Raw genomic sequence first — 18,602 nt, 5'->3', positions numbered from 1 at the left:
CTCGGCCTGTCCGCCAACGCGGGGAGCGGGCGTCTGGGTGTCTTGCTGTGGTTCCGGCTCAAGTTCTCCGGCCGGCGGTCGAAGCCATGGAAGCTGGCATCCCGTCCAGCCAAGTTCCTGAACCACGAGACGAGGATCCCTTCATGGCGACTCCCACCCCCCCACTGAACCATCCCTGCTGGCTGCGGCTGGCCAACGGCAGCCTCAACCGCCTGCGGACGCAGCACCTGGGTACCCAGTTGATGGCCAAGCGCATGGAGCGCAGCACCGCCCCTGCCTCGGCCAAGGCTGCCGAGATCCACCAGTTCTTCGCCAAATGGGAGCGTGTCCTCGTGGCAGAGCTGGCCCAGATCCCCAACCTTTGAGCCCGAGGACCACTGCCATGAACGAACTGATTTCCGTCGCCGCCGCCGCCGAGCTGATCCGCCGCGGTGTGCCGCTGAGCCTGGCCGGGCCCGCCACCGCCTTGCGCCAGTTGCCCCCGGGTCGCTGGATCGGGGGGACGATCCCGTATTTCATGGTCGCGGGAGGGGGTACGGTCGTCGAGGACGACCGCCTGTTCGCCACCGATCTGTCCAAGGCGGGTGTCGAGGTGCGCTTTGCGTTCTACGGTCCCGACGAACTGGCCCGCATCACCACCGAAGCCCCCGACAACGGGTTCTCGCTGACCATCATCCCCGCTGGGGGTCGGGCGCTGCGCCACTTCGCCCACGACGCAGCCGAGTACACCGACGCCTTCGTCAAGCCGACCGTCGGCTGGGTGTCCGGTGTCCACCTGCGTGACCTGGGCCGTGTCCAGCCGCTGGTGTTCGATGGACAGACTGGTCAGGCGCACCAGGACGGCGCTGTGGTCGCCCATGTCCGCATCGCCGACGACAAGCTGGCCAGCGTCGAGATCGTCAACATCTTCGAGCCGGGCGATGGCGAGGTGCTGCATTTCGACGAAACGGGTTTCGAGGTCGGCGAGTGCTCGGTGGGCGGGCGCCGGATGCGACTGCTCGACTACCTGGAGTCGGTCGGCGCTGCGGACGGACGGCTGCCGCTGGTGGGCGACTTCGCCGGTGCGCATGTGAACGTGTCGGTGCAGACACTGGACGGCCCCGGCGGCAAGGTGTCGCTGTACGCGCCAGTGTTTCCCGGGGTGGACTACCGGCTGGCGCGCCCGGTGCCGGACTACGCAGCAGCCTTCCGTGCGCGGCTGGCCGAGTACGACGCCAGCGGTGCCGCCTTCTCCTGCAACTGCATCCTGAACTTCCTGTTCGGCGAGCTGGAAGGCAAGGCAATCGGTGGCGTCGAAGGCCCGGTCACCTTCGGCGAGATCGCCTACCAGTTGCTGAACCAGACGATGGTGGTGGTGCGACTGGAGTGACCGGCCGGGCTGGGGGCTTCAGCGCCGCAGCGCGCGCGCGCACTCGCTGGCCAGCGCCGGCCCCCGGTAGATCAGCCCGGTGTAGACCTGCACCAGATCCGCCCCCGCCTGGCGCTTGGCCTTCGCGTCTGCGCCGCTGAGCACGCCGCCGACGCCGATGATCGGGTACGCGCTGCCCAGCTCGGCGCGCAACTGCCGGATCACCGTGTTGCTCGCCTCGAACACCGGCGCGCCGGACAGGCCGCCCGCTTCCTCCGCGTGCTTCAGCCCCTTCACGGCGTCGCGGCCGATGGTGGTGTTGGTGGCGATCACGCCGTCGATGCCGTTGTTCTTCAGCGTCGCGGCGATCACCTTGACCTGCGCCTCGTCGAGGTCGGGCGCGATCTTCACGAACATCGGCACCGTGCGGCCGTGCTCCTTCGCGAGCTGCAGCTTGCGCGCTTGCAAGGCTGACAGCAGCGCGTCCAGCGCCTCGTCGCTCTGCAGCGCACGCAGGTTCTTGGTGTTCGGGCTGGAGATGTTGACCGTCACGTAGTCGGCGTGCGGGTACACCCCGGCCAGCCCGATCAGGTAGTCGTCCACCGCGTGCTCGATCGGCGTCACGGCGTTCTTGCCGATGTTCAGCCCGAGGATGCCGCCCGCGCGGCGGAAGCTGGTCGCGCGCTTGACATTGGCGAGGAAGCTGTCGAGCCCCTCGTTGTTGAAGCCGAGGCGGTTGATGAGCGCGTTGGCTTCCGGCAGGCGGAACATGCGCGGCTTCGGGTTGCCGGGCTGGCCCTTCGGGGTCACGGTGCCGACCTCGATGAAGCCGAAGCCCATCGCGCCGAGGCCGTCGATGCAGCGGCCGTTCTTGTCCAGCCCCGCGGCCAGCCCGATGCGGTTCGGGAACTTCAGCCCGGCGACCGTCACCGGATCGCTCACGCGGCTGTGCGCCCAGAGGCATTGCAGCGGCGAGTTCTGGAAGCGGGCGATCGAGTCGAGCGTCAGTTCGTGGGCGGCTTCCGGGTCGAGTCCGAACAGGAAGGGGCGGGTGAGGGCGTAGGGAACGAGGGCCATAATCGTGTGATTGTCCCCGATTCAACGCCCTGCATTCACCGCGCTGCGCACTCCACCATGACCCAAGACGAACTCAAGGCCCTCGTCGGCCAGGCCGCCCTCCAGTATGTGCAACCCGGCACTGTCGTCGGTGTCGGCACCGGCTCCACCGTCAACAAGTTCATCGACGCCCTCGCCACGGTCAAGGACACGATCCGTGGCGCGGTCTCCTCGTCCGTCGCCAGCACGGCGCGGCTGCAGGCCCACGGCATCCCCGTGTTCGACGCCGCCGAGGTCACGTCGATCCCCGTTTACATCGACGGCGCCGACGAGATCGACGCCGCCGGCCACATGGTCAAGGGCGGCGGCGCCGCGCTGACCCGCGAGAAGATCGTCGCCGACCTGGCCGAGCGCTTCATCTGCATCGCCGACGAGAGCAAGCTGGTGGACGTGATGGGCCGCTTCCCGCTGCCGGTGGAGGTCATCCCGATGGCCGCGGCGCAGGTCGCCCGGCGCTTCGCCGCGGCCTACGGCGGCGAGGCCACGCTGCGCGCCGGCGTCGTCACCGACAACGGCAACCACATCCTCGACGTGCGCGGCCTGCAGATCACCGACCCGCTGGCGATGGAGACCGAGGTCAACCAGTGGCCGGGCGTTGTCACCGTCGGCATCTTCGCGCGGCACAAGGCGCGTGTCTGCCTGCTGGGCACGGCCAGCGGCGTGCGCACCATCGCGTACTGACCGCGCCCGACGTTCGGACGTGAAACGGGGCACACCTGCCCCGATCCGGTGCCTGGGCTGCGGGAAAGCACTGGCACGGAACTCGCTCAAATGGGATGAAAGTTGACCAACTGGTCAAGTTCCAGCAATTCAGCGTTCCGAAGTCTCCGGAGTCCCTTCATGGCTGAGCACATCGTCCTGACGTCCCATCCCCAGCGGCGCGACCTGTCGAGCACCGAGGTGCATTGGGGCGCTGCCACCCCCGAGCGCCGCGGCCCCATCATCGCGAGCCTCACCAACCCGGCGCACCGCAACGCCATCGGCTCGCACTCGGGCGCCTACGCCGTCTACCGCGCGCTGGCCATCGCCTCGGGCAAGCTGCAGCGCCTGCACAAGCCCGACCTGACCGACACCGCGCCCGCCGAGCCGATCGGCCCGCACCCGCAGTGGGCCGACCCCGAGAAGATCGTCTCCTTCGACCCCTGGGGCCACCGCGTCGCCCAAGCCTTCGGCGCGCAGATTGCGCAGGGCATCGACGTCCGCCCGACGATCGCCGTCACCAAGGCGCACATCAACATGCCCGAGCTGCTGGCGGCGATCCAGTCCGGCCGGCTGGTGCCCGATGGCGAGATCCTGAGCGCCAATGGCGACGTGCGCGTCACCAAGGCGGCGATCGACCCGGTCTGGTACCTGCCGGGCATCGCCAAGCGCTTCGGCATCAAGGAAAGCACGCTGCGCCGCAACCTCTTCGAGCAGACCGCCGGCATGTTCCCGGAACTGGTGACGCGGCCGGACCTGAGGGTGTTCCTGCCGCCGATCGGCGGGATGACGCTGTACTTCTTCGGCGACGTGAGCAAGCTCGGCCAGCCCGAAACCAAGGTGGCCTGCCGCGTCCACGACGAGTGCAACGGCTCGGACGTGTTCGGCTCGGACATCTGCACCTGCCGGCCGTATCTGGCGCACGGCATCGAGGTCTGCATCGAGATGGCGCAGCAGGGCGGCGTCGGCGTGGTGATCTACAACCGCAAGGAAGGCCGCGCGCTCGGCGAGGTCACCAAGTTCCTCGTCTACAACGCCCGCAAGCGCCAGGTCGGCGGTGACCGCGCCGAGACCTATTTCGAGCGCACCGAGTGCGTGGCCGGCGTGCAGGACATGCGCTTCCAGGAGCTGATGCCCGACGTTTTCCACTGGCTCGGCATCACGCGCATCGACCGCTGGGCGTCGATGAGCAACATGAAACATGACGCGCTGACGGCGCAGGGCATCGAGGTGGTCGAGCGCGTGCCGATCCCCGACGCGCTGATCCCCGCCGATGCGCAGGTCGAGATGGACGCCAAGAAGGCGGCGGGCTATTTCTCGACCTACACGCCCGACGCCGAAGAGCTGACCGTGGCCAAGGGCCGCGGGCTGGAGGCCTGAGCATGGCGGCGTCGACTTCCGGATCTGACGCTGACCGCTGGGGCGGCCCCGGCTGGCACACGCCCGTGCCGGCGGCGCACCCGGCGACCGCGCTGCTGAGTGCGCGGGCGGTGCGCGAACGCAGCCACGCGGTGCTGGACCATGTCGCGGCGGGGCGCTCGACGCACTGGCGCTGGGCGCCGGAGCGGCTGGCGGACACGGTGGCGGCGGTGGTCGAGACGACGCGGGCGGCGTACCCGGATCTGCGCGTGCCGGTCCACAGCCGGTGGCGCCATTTCGAGGCGGGGGGCGTGGATCGCTGGGCGGCGCTGGCGGGCGCTGGCCCCCACCCCAGCCCTCCCCCGCTGGGGGAGGGAGCAAGACCAGCATTCCCTGCATCCGCTTCTGGTCTCCTCCCCCCAGCGGGGGGAGGCCGGGAGGGGGGCCTGCGCAGTCCACTGACACTTCTCGGCGAGGCCCAGCGCCTGGAGCGCGCCCGCGTGCGCATCGACCTCGTGATCCCGAGCGTGCTGCTCGATGCGGGCGCGGGCGCGGCCTGGCACTACGACGACGTGGCGCACGGCCAGCGCCTGTCGCGTTCGGAAGGGCTGGGCGTGGCGAGCTTCGACTGGTTTGCGCGTGGGGGCTGGTCGGCGGACCCGGTTGCGCCGCTGCGCACCGACGCCGCCGCGCTCGCCGCGGTGACGCCCGACGCGCTGGCCGCGGCCTTCCAGGTGCGCGCCGACAACCCGCTGGTCGGACTGGACGGCCGCGCCGCGCTGCTGCGGCGGCTCGGCGAGGTGATGGCCGCGACACCGGCCGTGTTCGGTGCCCTGGCGCGCCTGGGCAACCTGCTCGATTTCCTGCTGAAGCAAGCCGAAGGCGACCGGATCGACGCTGATGTCGTGCTGGGCACGCTGCTGCGCGCGCTCGGCCCGGTGTGGCCGGGGCGGCTGGCGCTGGAGGGCGTGAACCTCGGCGACTGCTGGCACCACCCGGCGACCGCCGATGGCTGGATGCCGTTCCACAAGCTGACGCAGTGGCTGACGTACTCGCTGCTGGAGCCGCTGGCCGACGCGGGGCTGACCGTCACCGGGCTGGACGCGCTGACCGGCCTGCCCGAGTACCGCAATGGCGGGCTGCTGCTGGACACGGGCCTGCTCGTGCCGGCGTCGGGGGCGTTGCCGACGGCGCTGCGGTCGGTGGATGATCCGGCCATTGTCGAGTGGCGGGCGGTGACGGTGGCGGCGCTGGACCTGATCGCCGACGGCGTGCGGGCCACGCTCGGCTTGTCGGCCGAGGCCTTCCCGCTGGCCTGCGTGCTCGAAGGGGGCACCTGGGCGACCGGCCGCCGCCTGGCCGCCGCCCGCCGTCCGGGTGGCGCGCCGCCGCTCAACATCGCCAGCGATGGCACCGTGTTTTAAAGGAGAAGCACCATGTCCGCCACGCCTTCGGTCCATGTCGTGGACCACCCGCTGATGCAGCACAAGCTGACCTATGTGCGCAGCCAGGACACCACCACCGACAACTTCCGCCGCCTCGTGCGCGAGATTGCCGCGATGCTGGCCTACGAAGTCACACGGGACTTGCCGACCGAGCTGATCGACATCCAGACGCCCGTGGCCCCCACGCGCTCGCCGGTCATCAGCGGCAAGAAGCTGTGCCTCGTGTCGATCCTGCGCGCCGGCAACGGCATGCTCGACGGCATGATCGACCTGCTGCCCGGCGCCCGCGTCGGCCACATCGGGCTGTACCGCGACCCGACCACGCTGGAGCCGATCGAGTACTACCTGAAACTGCCCGAGGACATCCAGGAGCGCACCGTCATCGTCGTCGACCCGATGCTGGCCACCGGCAACTCGGCGGTGGCGGCGCTGCACCGGCTGAAGGAGGCGGGTGCGAGCAGCCTGAAGATGGTCTGCATGATCGGCTCGCCCGAGGGTGTGAAGGCGCTGACCGAGGCGCACCCGGACGTGCCGCTGACGCTGGCCGCGATCGACGACCACCTGAACGACCACGGCTACATCGTGCCCGGCCTGGGCGACGCGGGCGACCGGATCTTCGGCACGAAGTGACCGCGGCGACCGCGACGACTGCGACGTCCGAGGGGCCGCCCGCCCCGCGCGGCGGGCGCATCCGGCAGGCGCGCGAGGCCGACATCCTGCGCGCGGCGGCCGGTGTCTTTGCCGCGCAAGGGTTCGCCGGGGCGACGATGCAGGACATCGCCACCGCCGCCGGCCTGCCCAAGGCGAGCCTGCACTACTACTTCCGCCACAAGCAGGCGCTGTACCGCGCGGTGCTGGCCGACCTGCTGCACGACTGGCTGGCCCCGGCCGACGCGCTCACCGCCGACCGCCACCCACACGACGCGCTCGGCCACTACATCACCGAGAAGATGCGCCTCACCGCCGAGCGGCCCGAGGCGTCGCGGCTGTTCGCCAGCGAGGTGCTGCGCGGCGCGCCCGAGATCGGCGACCTGCTGCGCACCGAGCTGCGCGCGCTGGTCGAGGACAAGGTGCGCGTCATCGACGGCTGGAAGGCGCGTGGCTGGATGGCGCCGGACGTAGACGCGACGCACCTGTTCTTCACCGTCTGGGCCGCGACGCAGACGTATGCCGACTTCGACGCGCAGGTCTGCGCCGTGCTCGGTGTGGCGCGGCTCGGCCCGGACGAGCTGCGCCGCGCCACCGACCATGTGCTGCGGACCGTGCTGCGCGGCTGCGGCATCACCGATCCCACCGCCCCCACCGCCCGTCATCCTCGCGAATGCGAGGATCCACCCCAGGAGCCCCGCTGCGATGCTTGACCTGATCCTGCGCCACTGCACCCTGCCGGACGGCCGGCGCGACCACGACATCGGCATCCGCGACGGCCGCATCGTCGCCGTGCAACCCGCGCTGCCCGCCACCGCCGCCGAGGAACTCGACGCCGCCGGCCAACTCGTCACACCGCCGTTCGTGGACGCCCATTTCCACCTGGACTCGGCGCTCAGCTACGGCCTGCCGCGCATCAACCAGAGCGGCACGCTGCTCGAAGGCATCGCCCTCTGGGGCGAGCTGAAACCGACGCTGACGCAGGACGCGATCGTCGAGCGCGCGCTGGCCTACTGCGACCAGGCGGTGGGCCAGGGGCTGCTGGCGATCCGCAGCCACGTCGATGTGTGCGATCCGCGCCTGCTGGCGGTGGAGGCGCTGCTCCAGGTGCGCGAGCGGGTGAAGCCGTATCTGGATCTGCAGCTCGTCGCGTTCCCGCAGGACGGCGTGCTGCGCGTGCCCGGCGCGCTGGCGCTGCTGACCCGCGCGCTCGACCTGGGCGTGGACGTGGTCGGCGGCATCCCGCATTTCGAGCGCACGATGGCCGACGGCGCCGAGTCGGTGCGCCTGCTGTGCGAGCTGGCGGCCGAGCGCGGGCTGCGGGTGGACATGCACTGCGACGAGACGGACGACCCGCTGAGCCGGCACATCGAGACGCTGAGCTTCCATGCGCAGCGGCTCGGGCTGCAGGGCCGCGTGGCCGGCTCGCACCTCACGTCCATGCACTCGATGGACAACTACTACGTCTCCAAGCTGCTGCCGCTGATCGCCGAGGCCGGCGTGGCGGCGATCGCCAACCCGCTCATCAACATCACGCTGCAAGGGCGCCACGACACGTACCCGAAGCGCCGGGGCATGACGCGGGTGCCGGAGCTGCTGGCCGCGGGCGTGCCGGTTGCGTTCGGGCACGACTGCGTGATGGACCCGTGGTACGCGCTGGGCAGCGGCGACATGCTCGATGTCGCGCACATGGGCCTGCACGTCGCGCAGATGACCTCGCAGGCGGCGATGCGCCAGTGCTTCGACGCGGTGACGACGACGCCGGCGCGCATCCTCGGGCTGGAGGGCTACGGGCTGGACGTGGGGTGCCGGGCGGATCTGGTGCTGCTGCAGGCGCGGGACGTGGTGGAGGCGCTGCGGCTCAGGGCGCACCGGCTGCTGGTGCTGCGGGCGGGGCGGGTGGTGGCGCGCAGCGAGCCGGTGGTGATGCGCTTGAGTTTGCCGGGGCGCGGCGTCGGCTGAGCCTTGCGCGCTCAGACCTCGACCAGCGCTTCGGCCAGGTGGCGCTGTGTGGTCTGGCCTGCGGCGAGGCGTTGGCGCAGGGTGGTGCAGAGGTCGCGGAGTTGGGTGACGCGGGCGACGATGCGGGTTTGCTCGGCGAGGGGCGGCAGCGGTGTAGGCGCGCTACGAATAAGCCCGACGTTCAAAGTTGGCTGGGCCAGCGTTCTGGTATCACCGGAAAAATTCTTCTGCATGAACTCCGACTCCAGCAGTAGAAGAACAAATTCTGTTCTGACTTCACTGACCGGAACAATCCTGCAGACTGCGCGTGCAATATTGGCGCCAGCCCATGATTTTGGTGCAACCCCAAGTTTTCCGATGCTTCCGACAACGCCCATCAATATCTCGCCGCCTTCAAGCCGAGTTCGCTGATATTGGGCAGAAATTTCCGGTGAGATTGATTTCTCAGGCTGTGCGGCAGGGTTGGTTATTGAAAGATCCGCAATTCTAACGAATGGAACGCCGCCCGGTACTTCTGGTCCTGGGACCAGAACGCCGTATGAGACAGGTTTCAGTGGATCGATCAATTCGTCAAATCTTGCCCATTGCCAGCCGCTAGGCAAATCAAAAGGGATTTCCCCAACTGTCAAAGCTGGCAGAGGCTTATCCCGTTTGATTCTCTGCAACAACACACTCGCCGGCTCGTCCGCCGGATCTTGCGGCACCAGCCGCCCGCGCACGGCGAGTTGCAGGATGGTTTGCTCCAGCGCGTCCACGGCTTCGGGGCGGTCGAGCAGCAGGTCGAAGTGGTCGCTGACGCGCTGCCAGTTCGCGGCGAGTTCGTCGGGCGAGGTGCAGTCGGTCAGCGTGCCGAGCAGGGTGTTCAGCAGTTGGGCGTGCTGCGCGGTTTCGAGCTGTCGCTGGTGTTCGAGGGCGTCGCACAGGCGCATCAGTTCTTCGACGCGGGCGACGATGCGGGTTTGTTCGGCTTTGCTGCAGACAGGAATCCAGAGATTTCTGATGTCAGACTGAGAGATATTGACTTGGCTCGCGGCCATGCCGGTTTTGGCCTGCTCGATCTGATTTTTCGTCCACCCGGCATTCAGAGAAAGAACAACGAATGGAGGGAATAGTTCATCAGCAATCGCGTGAAAGCGAACGATTTTATCCGACAGCATCAAACGGGCGGGAGTTCGATCGACGCAGCAAGAAATGCCGACGCGATTCATCGGCCCGGCTCGCGTAATCAAAATGTCTCCGTTCTTGACCTCAATTTCAGGGCGTGGACTGAGCTTGAATGGAATTGCCTTGTGTTCTCGTGGCCGGTACTCCATTACTTGGATCGCAGTAGTCCTCAGAACAGCCCACCGGGTCAAATCGCTGCGCTCACCTTCGTCGCAGGCGGGGCTCCAGCCAGATCCCATGTTTTCGACCAAATTACCGAGGCGCGCCCATGACCAATTTTCGGGAAGCTCATACGGTGCTGGTGGCTTTTCGTTCTTGTCGGGAAGAACCCGTGATTTTGTTATCGGCAGCTTTTCCCCCGCAGTATTGCTGACTCGCGCAAGAACCGAAGTGGCCGGCTCATCCGCCGCCTCCTGCGGCACCAGCTTGCCCTGCACCGCCAGCGTCAGGATCAGCTCGCGCAGCCGCGCCACGCCACCGGGCGCGGTGGCCAGCAGGTCGAATTGCGGGATCAACGGCGTCATGCCACCTCCACCACACGCACGTCAAACCCGACCTTCAGCCAGACGCGCACCGCGTCAAAGATGGCGGCGAGGTTGTCCATGCTGGGGTTGCCCTTGGGCGACAACATGCGGTGCAGGCTCTTGCTCGGCTTGCGCGTCAGTTCGGCCAGTTGCTCGAACCCGACCGTCGCGTTCACCAGATCGCGCAGGATCAGCCGGGCCGTGTCCGGCTCGCCACTCAGGAACAGCGTGGCCGCTTCGTCCAGCAGCGCCTTGGCAAATTCCGGGTCATGCGCCACGCGGGCCACCACGGTGTCCTTGAAATCACGGGTCAGCGTCATGTCTTCTTGCCTTTCCTGGTAGGGGCGAGCGCCTTTTTTCTCGCCTTGTACTCGTCGTGCAGCGCCACGGCCTGCTCGATCGCTTGTTGCTGATCGCGCTTGGTGCTGCCGCCAAACAGGATGATCAGCGCCTCACCGTCCTGGGCCAGATACAGGCGGTAGCCCGGCCCCCAGTCGATGACGTATTCGCCAATGCCCCGAAACCACTTGATGCGGGAGGTGTTGCCCAGTTCCAGCCGCACCTTGGCCACGGTGATCTTGGCTGCCGCCTGCGCATCCAGACCATCAAACCAAGCCTGATAGGGGTTGCAGCCGTCCGCCCGGACGTACTCTTGAACTTGGATGCCCATGATTGGATGGTAACGTATAAGTTACTGCAGCGACTCCGCCAGGATCGCCTTGAGCCGATCCCGCAACCCCTGCGCCTCCGCCTGCAGCCGCACATAGTCCGCCAGCAGCGCCTCCGGGTCATGGCTCACCGCGTCCGGCGCGTGCGGGTTCTTCTGGTCGAGGTTCCAGCCCGCCGCCTTGATCGCCGCGATGTCCACCTTCCACGCCCGCTCGTTCTCCACCCGCGCTGCGAACCCGTCCGCCTCGCTGCCCCACCACGCCTTCTCGGCCTCGAACTCCTCGATCCGGATCGGCCGCGTCTTGTTGTAGCTCTTCGCCCCCGCCGGATAGGGATGCTCGTAGTACCAGATTTCTTTGGTCGGCGCCCCCTTGGTGAAGAACAGCAGGTTGGTCTTGATCCCCGTGTACGGCGCGAACACCCCGTTCGGCAGCCGCACGATGGTGTGCAGGTTGCACCCGGTCAGCAGTTGCTCCTTGATGCGCGACTTCACGCCCTCGCCGAACAGCGTCCCGTCCGGCAGCACCAGCGCCGCCCGCCCGTTGGGCTTCAGCAAATGCTGGATCAGCACCAGGAACAGGTCCGCCGTCTCCTTGGTCCGCACGTCGGCCGGAAAGCCCTGCTCGATCCCCGGCTCCTCGATGCCCCCGAACGGCGGGTTCGTCAGCACCACATCCACCCGGTCCGCCGCCCCGTAGTCCCGCAGCGGACGCGCCAGCGTGTTGTCGTGCCGCACGGCACTCGGCACCTCGATCCCGTGCAGCATCAGGTTCGTCACGCACAGCATGTGCGGCAACTGCTTCTTCTCCACCCCCAGCACACTCGCCTGCAACACCGCCTCCTGATCGGTGTTGTGGACCTGCCGCCGCAAATGCTCGATCGCGCAGACCACCCGAGTTCGACACTTTGCCGCCCTCCGACCCAGCCCAACCCCATACGAATCAAGGACTTGGCATGGTTTGCTGCAGAGTTTTGTAGTCTAAACCCATGAATGTGATGTAGTTTTCTTATTTCCCGATCCCGGACTACACTCCGGCCATGTTCATCAAGGTCACCCGCGCCAAGGGCCACAGCTACGCCCAGCTCGTCGAGTCCTTTCGCGACGAACACGGCCAACCCCGCCAGCGCAACGTCATGACGCTCGGCCGCGTCGACGAGAACGGCGGCCAGGTCGACCGGCTGCTGCAGTCGCTGCTGAAGGTGCGCGGCCTGGCCGGGCGCGATACCTCGGCCCCCGAGGTGCGCTTCGACTCCGCCCTGGCCCTGGGTGACGTGTGGGCGCTCGACCAGCTCTGGCGCGAGATCGGCTTCGACGCGCTGGCCGGCGTGTTCCGGCGCGCCCGCTACACCACCCCCATCGAACAGGCCATCCGCATGATGGTGTTCAACCGGCTGTGTGATGCCGACTCCAAGCTCGGGGTACTGCGCTGGGCACAGACGGTGAGCTTGCCCGGGGTGGACGCTTCCAGATTCAACCATCAGCATCTGCTGCGCGCCATGGATGCGCTGATGGACCACCAGGGTGAGGTCGATGCCTGCGTGGCGCACCTGTTGCGTCCGCTCATCGACGAGACGCTGTCGGTGGTGTTATACGACCTGACCACCATCCGTGCGGCCGGCCTGAGCGAACAGCCTGACGATGTGCGCCAGCACGGCATGAGCAAGGAAGGCGTGATCGCGCGACAGTTCCTGCTGGGCGTGGTGCAGACGGCCGACGGCCTGCCGATCCACCACGAGGTGTTCGACGGCAATGCCAGCGAGGCGCAGACGCTGCTGCCGGTGCTGGAGCGGCTGCTGGGGCGGTTCCCGCACATCCGCCGTCTGGTGCTGGTGGCGGACCGGGGGCTGCTGTCGCTGGACAACCTCGACGCGCTGGAAGCGCTGGAGCTGCCGGCCGGACCCGATGGACCGCGCACGCTGGAGTACATCCTGGCGGTGCCGGGGCGGCGCTACGGCGAGTTCGAGTCGGTGCTGCAGGACTTCCAGGCCAAGGTGACCGCGCAGGCTCGGCAAGCGCAGGTGCTGCGCGATGCGGGGCAGCCTGCCACGGCGGACGAGACGGTGGACGAGGCCCGCTGGCTGGGGCGCCGTCTGGTGGTGGCGCACCAGCCCGAGCGGGCGGCCGAGCAGTCGGCCAAGCGCACGGCGCGCATCGCCGAGCTGCTCGCGCGGGCGCAGGCACTCGCCGACAAGCTCACAGCGCAGGACGATGGCCAGCGCAGCCGTGGCCGGGCGCTGTCGGACTCGGGTGCCAAGGCGCGCTTCTTCCACGAGGTGGCCGACGCGCATCTCGCGCGCATCATCAGGGTCGACCTGAAGTCCGAGCTGTTCCGCTACGAGATCGACGCGCAGGCGCTCGCGCGCGCCGAATTGATGGACGGCAAGTTGCTGCTGGTGACCAACGTGGCCGACTTGAAGCCTGCCGAGGTGGTGCAGCGCTACAAGGCGCTGGCCGACATCGAGCGGGGCTTCCGGGTGCTCAAGAGCGAGATCGAGATCGCGCCGGTCTACCACCGGCTGCCCGAGCGCATCCGGGCGCACGCCAGCCTCTGCTTCATGGCGCTGATCCTGTACCGGCTCATGCGCCAGCGGCTCAAGGCCGCCGGGCATGCCGCCTCGCCGGAAACCGCCCTGGCGCGGCTGCGGCGCATTCAGCGCCAGACCGTCTGCATCAACGACAGCGCGCCCATCAGCGGCGTGTCCACCATCAACGACGAACAGGCCACGCTGCTGGCCGCATTGAGGCTCAAGAAACCACCCGGCGATACCCAGTTGAACCTCCTGTAGTGGCAATTCGCGAGGGCAGCCTATGCGAATCAAGCACTTACAGCGGTTGGTGTCGAACTCGGGAGACCAGGAAGCCGCCCGTGCCCGTCGCCGGATCGAACACCCGCTCGCCCAGCTGCGGGTCCACCATGTCCACCATGAACTGCGTCACCGCCCGCGGCGTGTAGAACTCGCCCGCATTGCCCGCGCTCTGCAAGTCCTTGAGGATCTTCTCGTACAGGTCGTTGAACTGGTGGCGCTCGCTCTGGCGGTTGAAGTCGATGGCGTTGAGCTTGTTGATGACCTGCCGCAGCAACTGCCCGCTCTTCATGTAGTTGTAGGCGTCCTCGAACACCCCGCGCACCACGAACCCCCGCGGGTTGCGCACCGGGTCGGCGCTCAGGCTCTTCAGCGTCGAGAACAGCTCGTTGTCCACGAAGCTCAGCAGCGCCTCGCCCGTGATCCCTTCCGCGTCCGCCGCCCAGTGCCGCCAGCGCATGTCCTCGGGAATCGGGCTGCGGTAGTCGTCGCGGGTCAGCTCCAGCTCCTCTTCGAGCGCGTCGAACACCTTCAGGAACAGCAGCCAGGTGAGCTGCGAGATGCGCTGGGCATCGCCGTCCAGGCCGCTGTCCTGGCGCATGACGTCTTGGATGGATTTGATGACGGCGGAGAGATTCGACATGTAGAAGCAGGTAGGGAAGGGCGGGACCAGTCGGAGCTGGTTGGGATCGGGAGATCGGCAGAGCGGCGGCGCGCAGAGTCAGGATTGTGCGGGTGCGTACAGCTCGCGCTCCAGCGTGGTCAGCGCCTGCAGGTACTGCGGCCGACCGCCGAAGCTCTTGATGAGTTCGCCTGAGCGGCCGAGGTTCGTGAAGGGCTGGATCTTGAGCACGTCAGGGTTCTCGATCGTGGCGTACGTATTCAGCCCCCCGGCATTGACAACATCGTCAAGCCGGTGAAGTCCGGGTAGCGCGCGGAGCGAGCGAGGCGGAGAGTGCTGGGATGGACCAACCCGAAGCCCCTGGCCGTGAGGCCACCGCAGTGCCGAACAAGCCCGAGACGCTGGAGCAATGCCACGCGGTGATCGAGCAGATGGGGCAGGAGCTGGCGAAGCTGCGCGAGCAGGTCAGTGCGCTGCTGGACAAGAAGCTGAACTCACGCAACTCGTCGAAGCCGCCATCGTCGGACGGGCCGGGGGACAGCGGCAACCGGGCACAACGCCGGACCAGCGGCCGGGTGCGGGGCGCGCAGCCTGGGCACAAGGGCACGTACCGGGCGCTGCTGGCGGAGTCCGAGGTGGACGTGATCCACGACTGCCCGCCGCCTGCGGCATGCGAGTGTGGCGGTCCGGTGGCGGCGGGGCGGCCGATACGGCACCAGGTGTTCGACGTGCCGGCACAGGTGAAGGCCGAGGTGCAGGAGTACCGGCTGTACCACGGGGTGTGCGGGCACTGCCGCAAGACACACGCATCGGTGTTGCCGGCGGGGGTGCCGCGCGGACAGATCGGGCCGAGGGCGCTGGCCCTGGTGGGGCTGCTGGGCACGGCGTACCACCTGACGCAGCCCAAGATCCGGGATCTGCTGGCGCAGGTGCTGGGGGTGCGGTTCAGCGTGGGGGCGATCTCGCAGGCGCACGGGCTGGTGGCGCAGGCGTTGAAGGAGCCGGTGCAGGCGGCGGTGAAGACGCTGGCCGCAGCGCCGGTGGTGCATGTGGACGAGACCAGCTACGCGCGAGAAGGCGCGGGGCGGCACTGGGTGTGGACGGTGACGCAGCCCAAGCTGGTGGTGTACCAGCTCTGGTCTTCGCGGGCGCGCTACGTGGCCAAGGAGATGCTGGGCGAGAGCCCGAAGGCCAAGCTGGTCACGGACCGCTATGCGGTGTACGACTGGGTGGACGCCGCGCAGCGGCAGGTGTGCTGGGCGCACCTGCTGCGGGACTTCACGCGCATCAGTCAACGTGCGGGGCAGGCCGGACGGATCGGGCGCCGACTGCTGGGGCTGGGCTATGTGCTGTTCCGGCGCTGGCACCGCAAGGACCAGCAGGTCGCCGCGCAGATGGCGCAGGTGCAGCACCACGTGCGCCGGGCGCTGGAGCGCGGCATCGCCGGCGCCTGCCAGCGCACCGCACTGACCTGCGCCAACGTGCTCAAGCTCTGGCCGGCGCTGTGGACGTTCGTGAGCGACGCGGCCGTGCCGCCGACCAACAACGCCGCCGAGCAGGCGCTGCGCACCATCGTGCTCAAGCGCAAGATCTCGGGGCTGACGAGATCACGCCGGGGCGAGGAGTTCATCGCCCGGGGCTACACGGTGGTGGAGAGCTGCAAGCGCCAGGGCCGTGATGCGCTGGCGTATCTGCGTCAGGCGATGCAGGCGCACTTCACCGGTGGTCTGGCGCCCTCGCTGGTGCCCTCGGGCTGAGTGCGTGGCCGCAGGCTCGGTCCTGCGGTCCTTCAGGTCATCTTCGAACTCGCGCTGCGTCCTTCTCGACGCGGCGTGCCCAGGGCTTTGCGGGTGTCAATACCGGGGGGCTGAATACGTACCGATCGTGGCAATGCCCTCGTCGGCGTACTTGTCCAGCAGCGCCTCCATCACCTTGCGCGCCATCGGCCCGTAGTCGGTGAAGACGTTGCTGCGCTGCTTCACCCGCCGCGCCCGCTCGCGGCGCGTCAGCGGCGGCTGGCCGTAGGCGACGTGCAGCAGCAGGTCGAAGGGGTCCAGCTCCCGTCCCACCTCGTCGGCCAGCGCGTCGAAGAAGATGCCCTGCGCTTCGAGTTCGGCCAGCAGCGCGGCCTTGCGCTCGGCGCTGTTCCACGTCTGCAGGAACTGGTCGAGCGAATCGAAGCGCTTGCCGAGGTGGATGCGGGTGTAGTCGCGCAGGCTCTCGGTCACCAGCTTGCCGTTGGCGTCGAGGTACTGCACCCGCTCGCGCGCCACGGACACGTTCACCGTGCTGCCGAGGACGTACTTCCGCGGCGCGCCGTCGCCAGCGCCCCCACCGAAGGGGCCGAGCGGACCGGGCGGCGGCCAATCGTCGGGCGCTGCGCCGTCCCCGGTGGGCGTCTCGCCCTCGCCGGGCTGGCCGTCCGGGCTGACAGGCGCTGCCGGCTCGGGCGGTTCCACCGGCTCATCCCCCTTCGGTTCGTAGACCTGCACCGGCTCGCCGTCGAAATCCTTGTCTGCGAACAGCTCGGTCGCCCGCTTGAAGTCGAGGATCGTGAACCACGTCTTGCCGAGGTCTTCGCGCAGCCGGGTGCCGCGGCCGATGATCTGCTTGAACAGCGTCATCGACTGGATGTTCTGGTCCAGCACGATGAGCTTGCAGGTCTGCGCGTCCACGCCGGTGCTCATCAGCCGGGACGTGGTCGCGATCACCGGGTAGGTCTTCTCCGGGTCGATGAAGTTGTCGAGTTCGCGCTGGCCTTCGGGGTTGTCGCCGGTGATCTGCACCACGTAGCGCGGCTGTGTGGCGCAGATGTCCGCGTTGGCGTTGCTCAGGGCGGAGCGCATCCGGGCCGCGTGGTCGATGTCCTCGCAGAAGACGATGGTCTTGGCATGGCGGTCGGTGGCCTTGAGGTACTCGGTGATCTTCGCCGCCACCACCTCGTCGCGCCGCTCCAGCACCAGCCGGCGGTTCATGTCGGCGCCGGTGTAGATGCGGTCCTCGATGACGTGGCCGTGCTTGTCGGTCATGCCCTGCGTCGGCCGCCAGCCGAAGGCGTCGCGGTCGAGGTCGATGCGCACCACCTTGTAGGGCGCGAGGTAGCCGTCCTCGATGCCTTGCTTCAGGCTGTACGTGTAGACCGGCTCGCCGAAGTAGTCGGTGTTCGAGACGGCGTCGGTTTCCTTGGGCGTGGCGGTCAGGCCGACCTGCGTGGCGCTGCCGAAGTAGCGCAGGATCTCACGCCAGGAGGAGTCCTCGGCCGCGCTGCCGCGGTGGCATTCGTCGACGATGACCAGATCGAAGAAGTCGGGCGAGAACTGCTTGTAGAGGTGGCTTTCTTCGCTGGTGCCCGTGACCGCCTGGTAGAGCGAGAGGTAGATCTCGTAGCTCTTGTCCACCTGCCGGGTGGTCTTGTGGACGGCGAGCGTCACGTCCTCGACCTGCTCGATGCCCTTGGCATTCGGGCTGAGCTTGGCCATCGCGCCCTTGAAGGGGCGGAAGTCGTTGACCATGGTCTGGTCGATCAGGATGTTCCGGTCGGCCAGGAACAGGATGCGCTTCTTCGTGCCGCTCTTCCACAGCCGCCAGATGATCTGGAACGCGGTGTAGGTCTTGCCGGTTCCGGTGGCCATCACCAGCAGCGCGCGCTGGCGGCCCTGGGCGATGGCCTCGACGGTGCGGTTGATGGCATTGAGCTGGTAGTAGCGCGGGGTCTTGCCCGGCTGGTAATCGAAGGCGGCGACGCGCTGCACCTCGGGTGTCCAGCCCTTCCAGGCGCAGTAGCGCGCCCACAGTGCCGCGGGGGAGGGGAATTCGTCGAGCGTCAGGTAGCGCTCCAGCACGCCGTCGGCGAGCGTGGCGTCGCGGAACAGGAAGCCATCGCCGTTGCTGGAGAAGCTGAACGGCACGTCGAGCAGTTGCGCGTACTGGATCGCCTGCGCCATGCCGGCGCCGACCGCCAGGCCGTTGTGCTTGGCCTCGACCACGGCCAGCGGGATGTTGGCCTTGTGGAACAGCGCGTAGTCGGCGCGCAGCACGGTGGCTGCGTCCCGCCGCGCCTTGCGCCCTCGCACGACCACCCGGCCGGCGCGCAGCGGGTATTCGCGGTAGATCTGGTCCTGGCCGTTCCAACCGGCACGCTCCATGGCCGGACGGATGACCTTGTCGCAGAGGTCGCTCTCGTTGAGCAGGCGCTTGTGCATGGATTCCCCCTCAGGTTCTGGTTCTTGGCGCATTGTCCA

At 68.1% G+C, this 18,602-nt stretch carries 14 protein-coding genes and 4 pseudogenes; 10 read left to right on the top strand and 8 right to left on the bottom strand.

Features of this window, described 5'->3' with window-relative positions:
* The first annotated feature begins 143 nt into the window (after positions 1-143).
* Both U5O44_RS10575 and U5O44_RS10570 read left to right on the top strand, forming a co-directional pair.
* The gene (locus U5O44_RS10575; protein WP_322588382.1) at positions 144-365 is read left to right on the top strand and encodes a hypothetical protein; all 222 of its coding nucleotides are present in this window, start codon (positions 144-146) and stop codon (positions 363-365) included.
* Between the two features lie 17 nt (positions 366-382).
* On the top strand, positions 383-1,369 hold the full coding sequence (locus U5O44_RS10570; protein WP_322588381.1) for a DUF6976 family protein: 987 nt from the start codon (positions 383-385) through the stop codon (positions 1,367-1,369).
* Between the two features lie 18 nt (positions 1,370-1,387).
* Here the strand turns inward: U5O44_RS10570 and U5O44_RS10565 are convergent, their stop codons facing one another.
* A complete protein-coding gene (locus tag U5O44_RS10565; protein ID WP_322588380.1) occupies positions 1,388-2,425 on the bottom strand; it encodes a quinone-dependent dihydroorotate dehydrogenase in 1,038 nt (345 codons plus the stop codon).
* 57 nt (positions 2,426-2,482) lie between these two features.
* Here U5O44_RS10565 and rpiA point away from each other — a divergent pair, with 57 nt between their 5' ends.
* The 6 genes from rpiA (at position 2,483) to U5O44_RS10535 (ending at position 8,577) form a co-directional block, all read left to right on the top strand.
* Positions 2,483-3,145 carry a ribose-5-phosphate isomerase RpiA gene (gene rpiA / locus U5O44_RS10560; RefSeq protein WP_322588379.1) on the top strand — a complete coding sequence of 221 codons (663 nt, stop codon included), beginning with the start codon at positions 2,483-2,485 and terminating at the stop codon, positions 3,143-3,145.
* A 159-nt stretch (positions 3,146-3,304) separates the two neighbouring features.
* The gene (locus U5O44_RS10555) at positions 3,305-4,543 is read left to right on the top strand and encodes a GTP cyclohydrolase II (protein WP_322588378.1); all 1,239 of its coding nucleotides are present in this window, start codon (positions 3,305-3,307) and stop codon (positions 4,541-4,543) included.
* A gap of 2 nt (positions 4,544-4,545) precedes the next feature.
* Entirely contained in the window at positions 4,546-5,946 is a 1,401-nt protein-coding gene (locus U5O44_RS10550; RefSeq protein ID WP_322588377.1) for a DUF1688 family protein, read from the top strand.
* A gap of 12 nt (positions 5,947-5,958) precedes the next feature.
* A complete protein-coding gene (gene upp / locus U5O44_RS10545; RefSeq protein WP_322588376.1) occupies positions 5,959-6,597 on the top strand; it encodes a uracil phosphoribosyltransferase in 639 nt (212 codons plus the stop codon).
* The gene (locus U5O44_RS10540) at positions 6,594-7,328 is read left to right on the top strand and encodes a TetR/AcrR family transcriptional regulator (protein WP_322588375.1); all 735 of its coding nucleotides are present in this window, start codon (positions 6,594-6,596) and stop codon (positions 7,326-7,328) included. Before upp ends, U5O44_RS10540 begins: the two co-directional genes overlap by 4 nt.
* Positions 7,321-8,577 (top strand): amidohydrolase family protein, encoded by a 1,257-nt coding sequence (locus tag U5O44_RS10535; RefSeq protein ID WP_322588374.1) that lies wholly within the window; start codon positions 7,321-7,323, stop codon positions 8,575-8,577. The genes U5O44_RS10540 and U5O44_RS10535 overlap by 8 nt, the downstream gene beginning before the upstream one ends.
* An 11-nt stretch (positions 8,578-8,588) precedes the next feature.
* Here the strand turns inward: U5O44_RS10535 and U5O44_RS10530 are convergent, their stop codons facing one another.
* The 4 genes and pseudogenes from U5O44_RS10530 to U5O44_RS10515 form a co-directional block, all read right to left on the bottom strand.
* Complete coding sequence (locus tag U5O44_RS10530) at positions 8,589-10,265, bottom strand: restriction endonuclease subunit S (protein ID WP_322588373.1); 1,677 nt, start codon at positions 10,263-10,265, stop codon at positions 8,589-8,591.
* Entirely contained in the window at positions 10,262-10,585 is a 324-nt protein-coding gene (locus tag U5O44_RS10525) for a helix-turn-helix domain-containing transcriptional regulator (protein ID WP_322588372.1), read from the bottom strand. Before U5O44_RS10525 ends, U5O44_RS10530 begins: the two co-directional genes overlap by 4 nt.
* Positions 10,582-10,935 (bottom strand): type II toxin-antitoxin system RelE/ParE family toxin, encoded by a 354-nt coding sequence (locus U5O44_RS10520; protein ID WP_322588371.1) that lies wholly within the window; start codon positions 10,933-10,935, stop codon positions 10,582-10,584. The genes U5O44_RS10525 and U5O44_RS10520 overlap by 4 nt, the downstream gene beginning before the upstream one ends.
* Positions 10,936-10,956: 21 nt before the next feature.
* Positions 10,957-11,826: pseudogene (locus U5O44_RS10515) on the bottom strand (N-6 DNA methylase); the annotation flags it as partial.
* 146 nt (positions 11,827-11,972) lie between these two features.
* Between U5O44_RS10515 and U5O44_RS10510 the strand changes: the two are divergent.
* Complete coding sequence (locus tag U5O44_RS10510) at positions 11,973-13,721, top strand: IS1634 family transposase (protein ID WP_322588370.1); 1,749 nt, start codon at positions 11,973-11,975, stop codon at positions 13,719-13,721.
* A gap of 49 nt (positions 13,722-13,770) precedes the next feature.
* Here the strand turns inward: U5O44_RS10510 and U5O44_RS10505 are convergent.
* Positions 13,771-14,382: pseudogene (locus U5O44_RS10505) on the bottom strand (type I restriction-modification system subunit M N-terminal domain-containing protein); the annotation flags it as partial.
* Between the two features lie 78 nt (positions 14,383-14,460).
* Positions 14,461-14,613: pseudogene (locus U5O44_RS10500) on the bottom strand (type I restriction-modification enzyme R subunit C-terminal domain-containing protein); the annotation flags it as partial.
* Between the two features lie 89 nt (positions 14,614-14,702).
* On the opposite strand from U5O44_RS10500, the gene tnpC reads away from it, so the two are divergent.
* Positions 14,703-16,118, top strand: a complete 1,416-nt coding sequence (tnpC, locus tag U5O44_RS10495) for an IS66 family transposase (RefSeq protein WP_322586439.1) — start codon at positions 14,703-14,705, stop codon at positions 16,116-16,118.
* A gap of 123 nt (positions 16,119-16,241) precedes the next feature.
* On the opposite strand, the pseudogene hsdR reads toward tnpC, so the two are convergent.
* Positions 16,242-18,563 (bottom strand): annotated as a pseudogene (hsdR, locus tag U5O44_RS10490) (EcoAI/FtnUII family type I restriction enzme subunit R); the annotation flags it as partial.
* Positions 18,564-18,602: the final 39 nt, after the last annotated feature.

The organism is Sphaerotilus sp. (genome assembly GCF_034519685.1).
In the GTDB taxonomy this organism is placed as follows: domain Bacteria; phylum Pseudomonadota; class Gammaproteobacteria; order Burkholderiales; family Burkholderiaceae_C; genus Sphaerotilus.
Note: the sequence above shows the minus strand (reverse complement) of the source record. Positions and strands in the feature narration are given on the sequence as shown.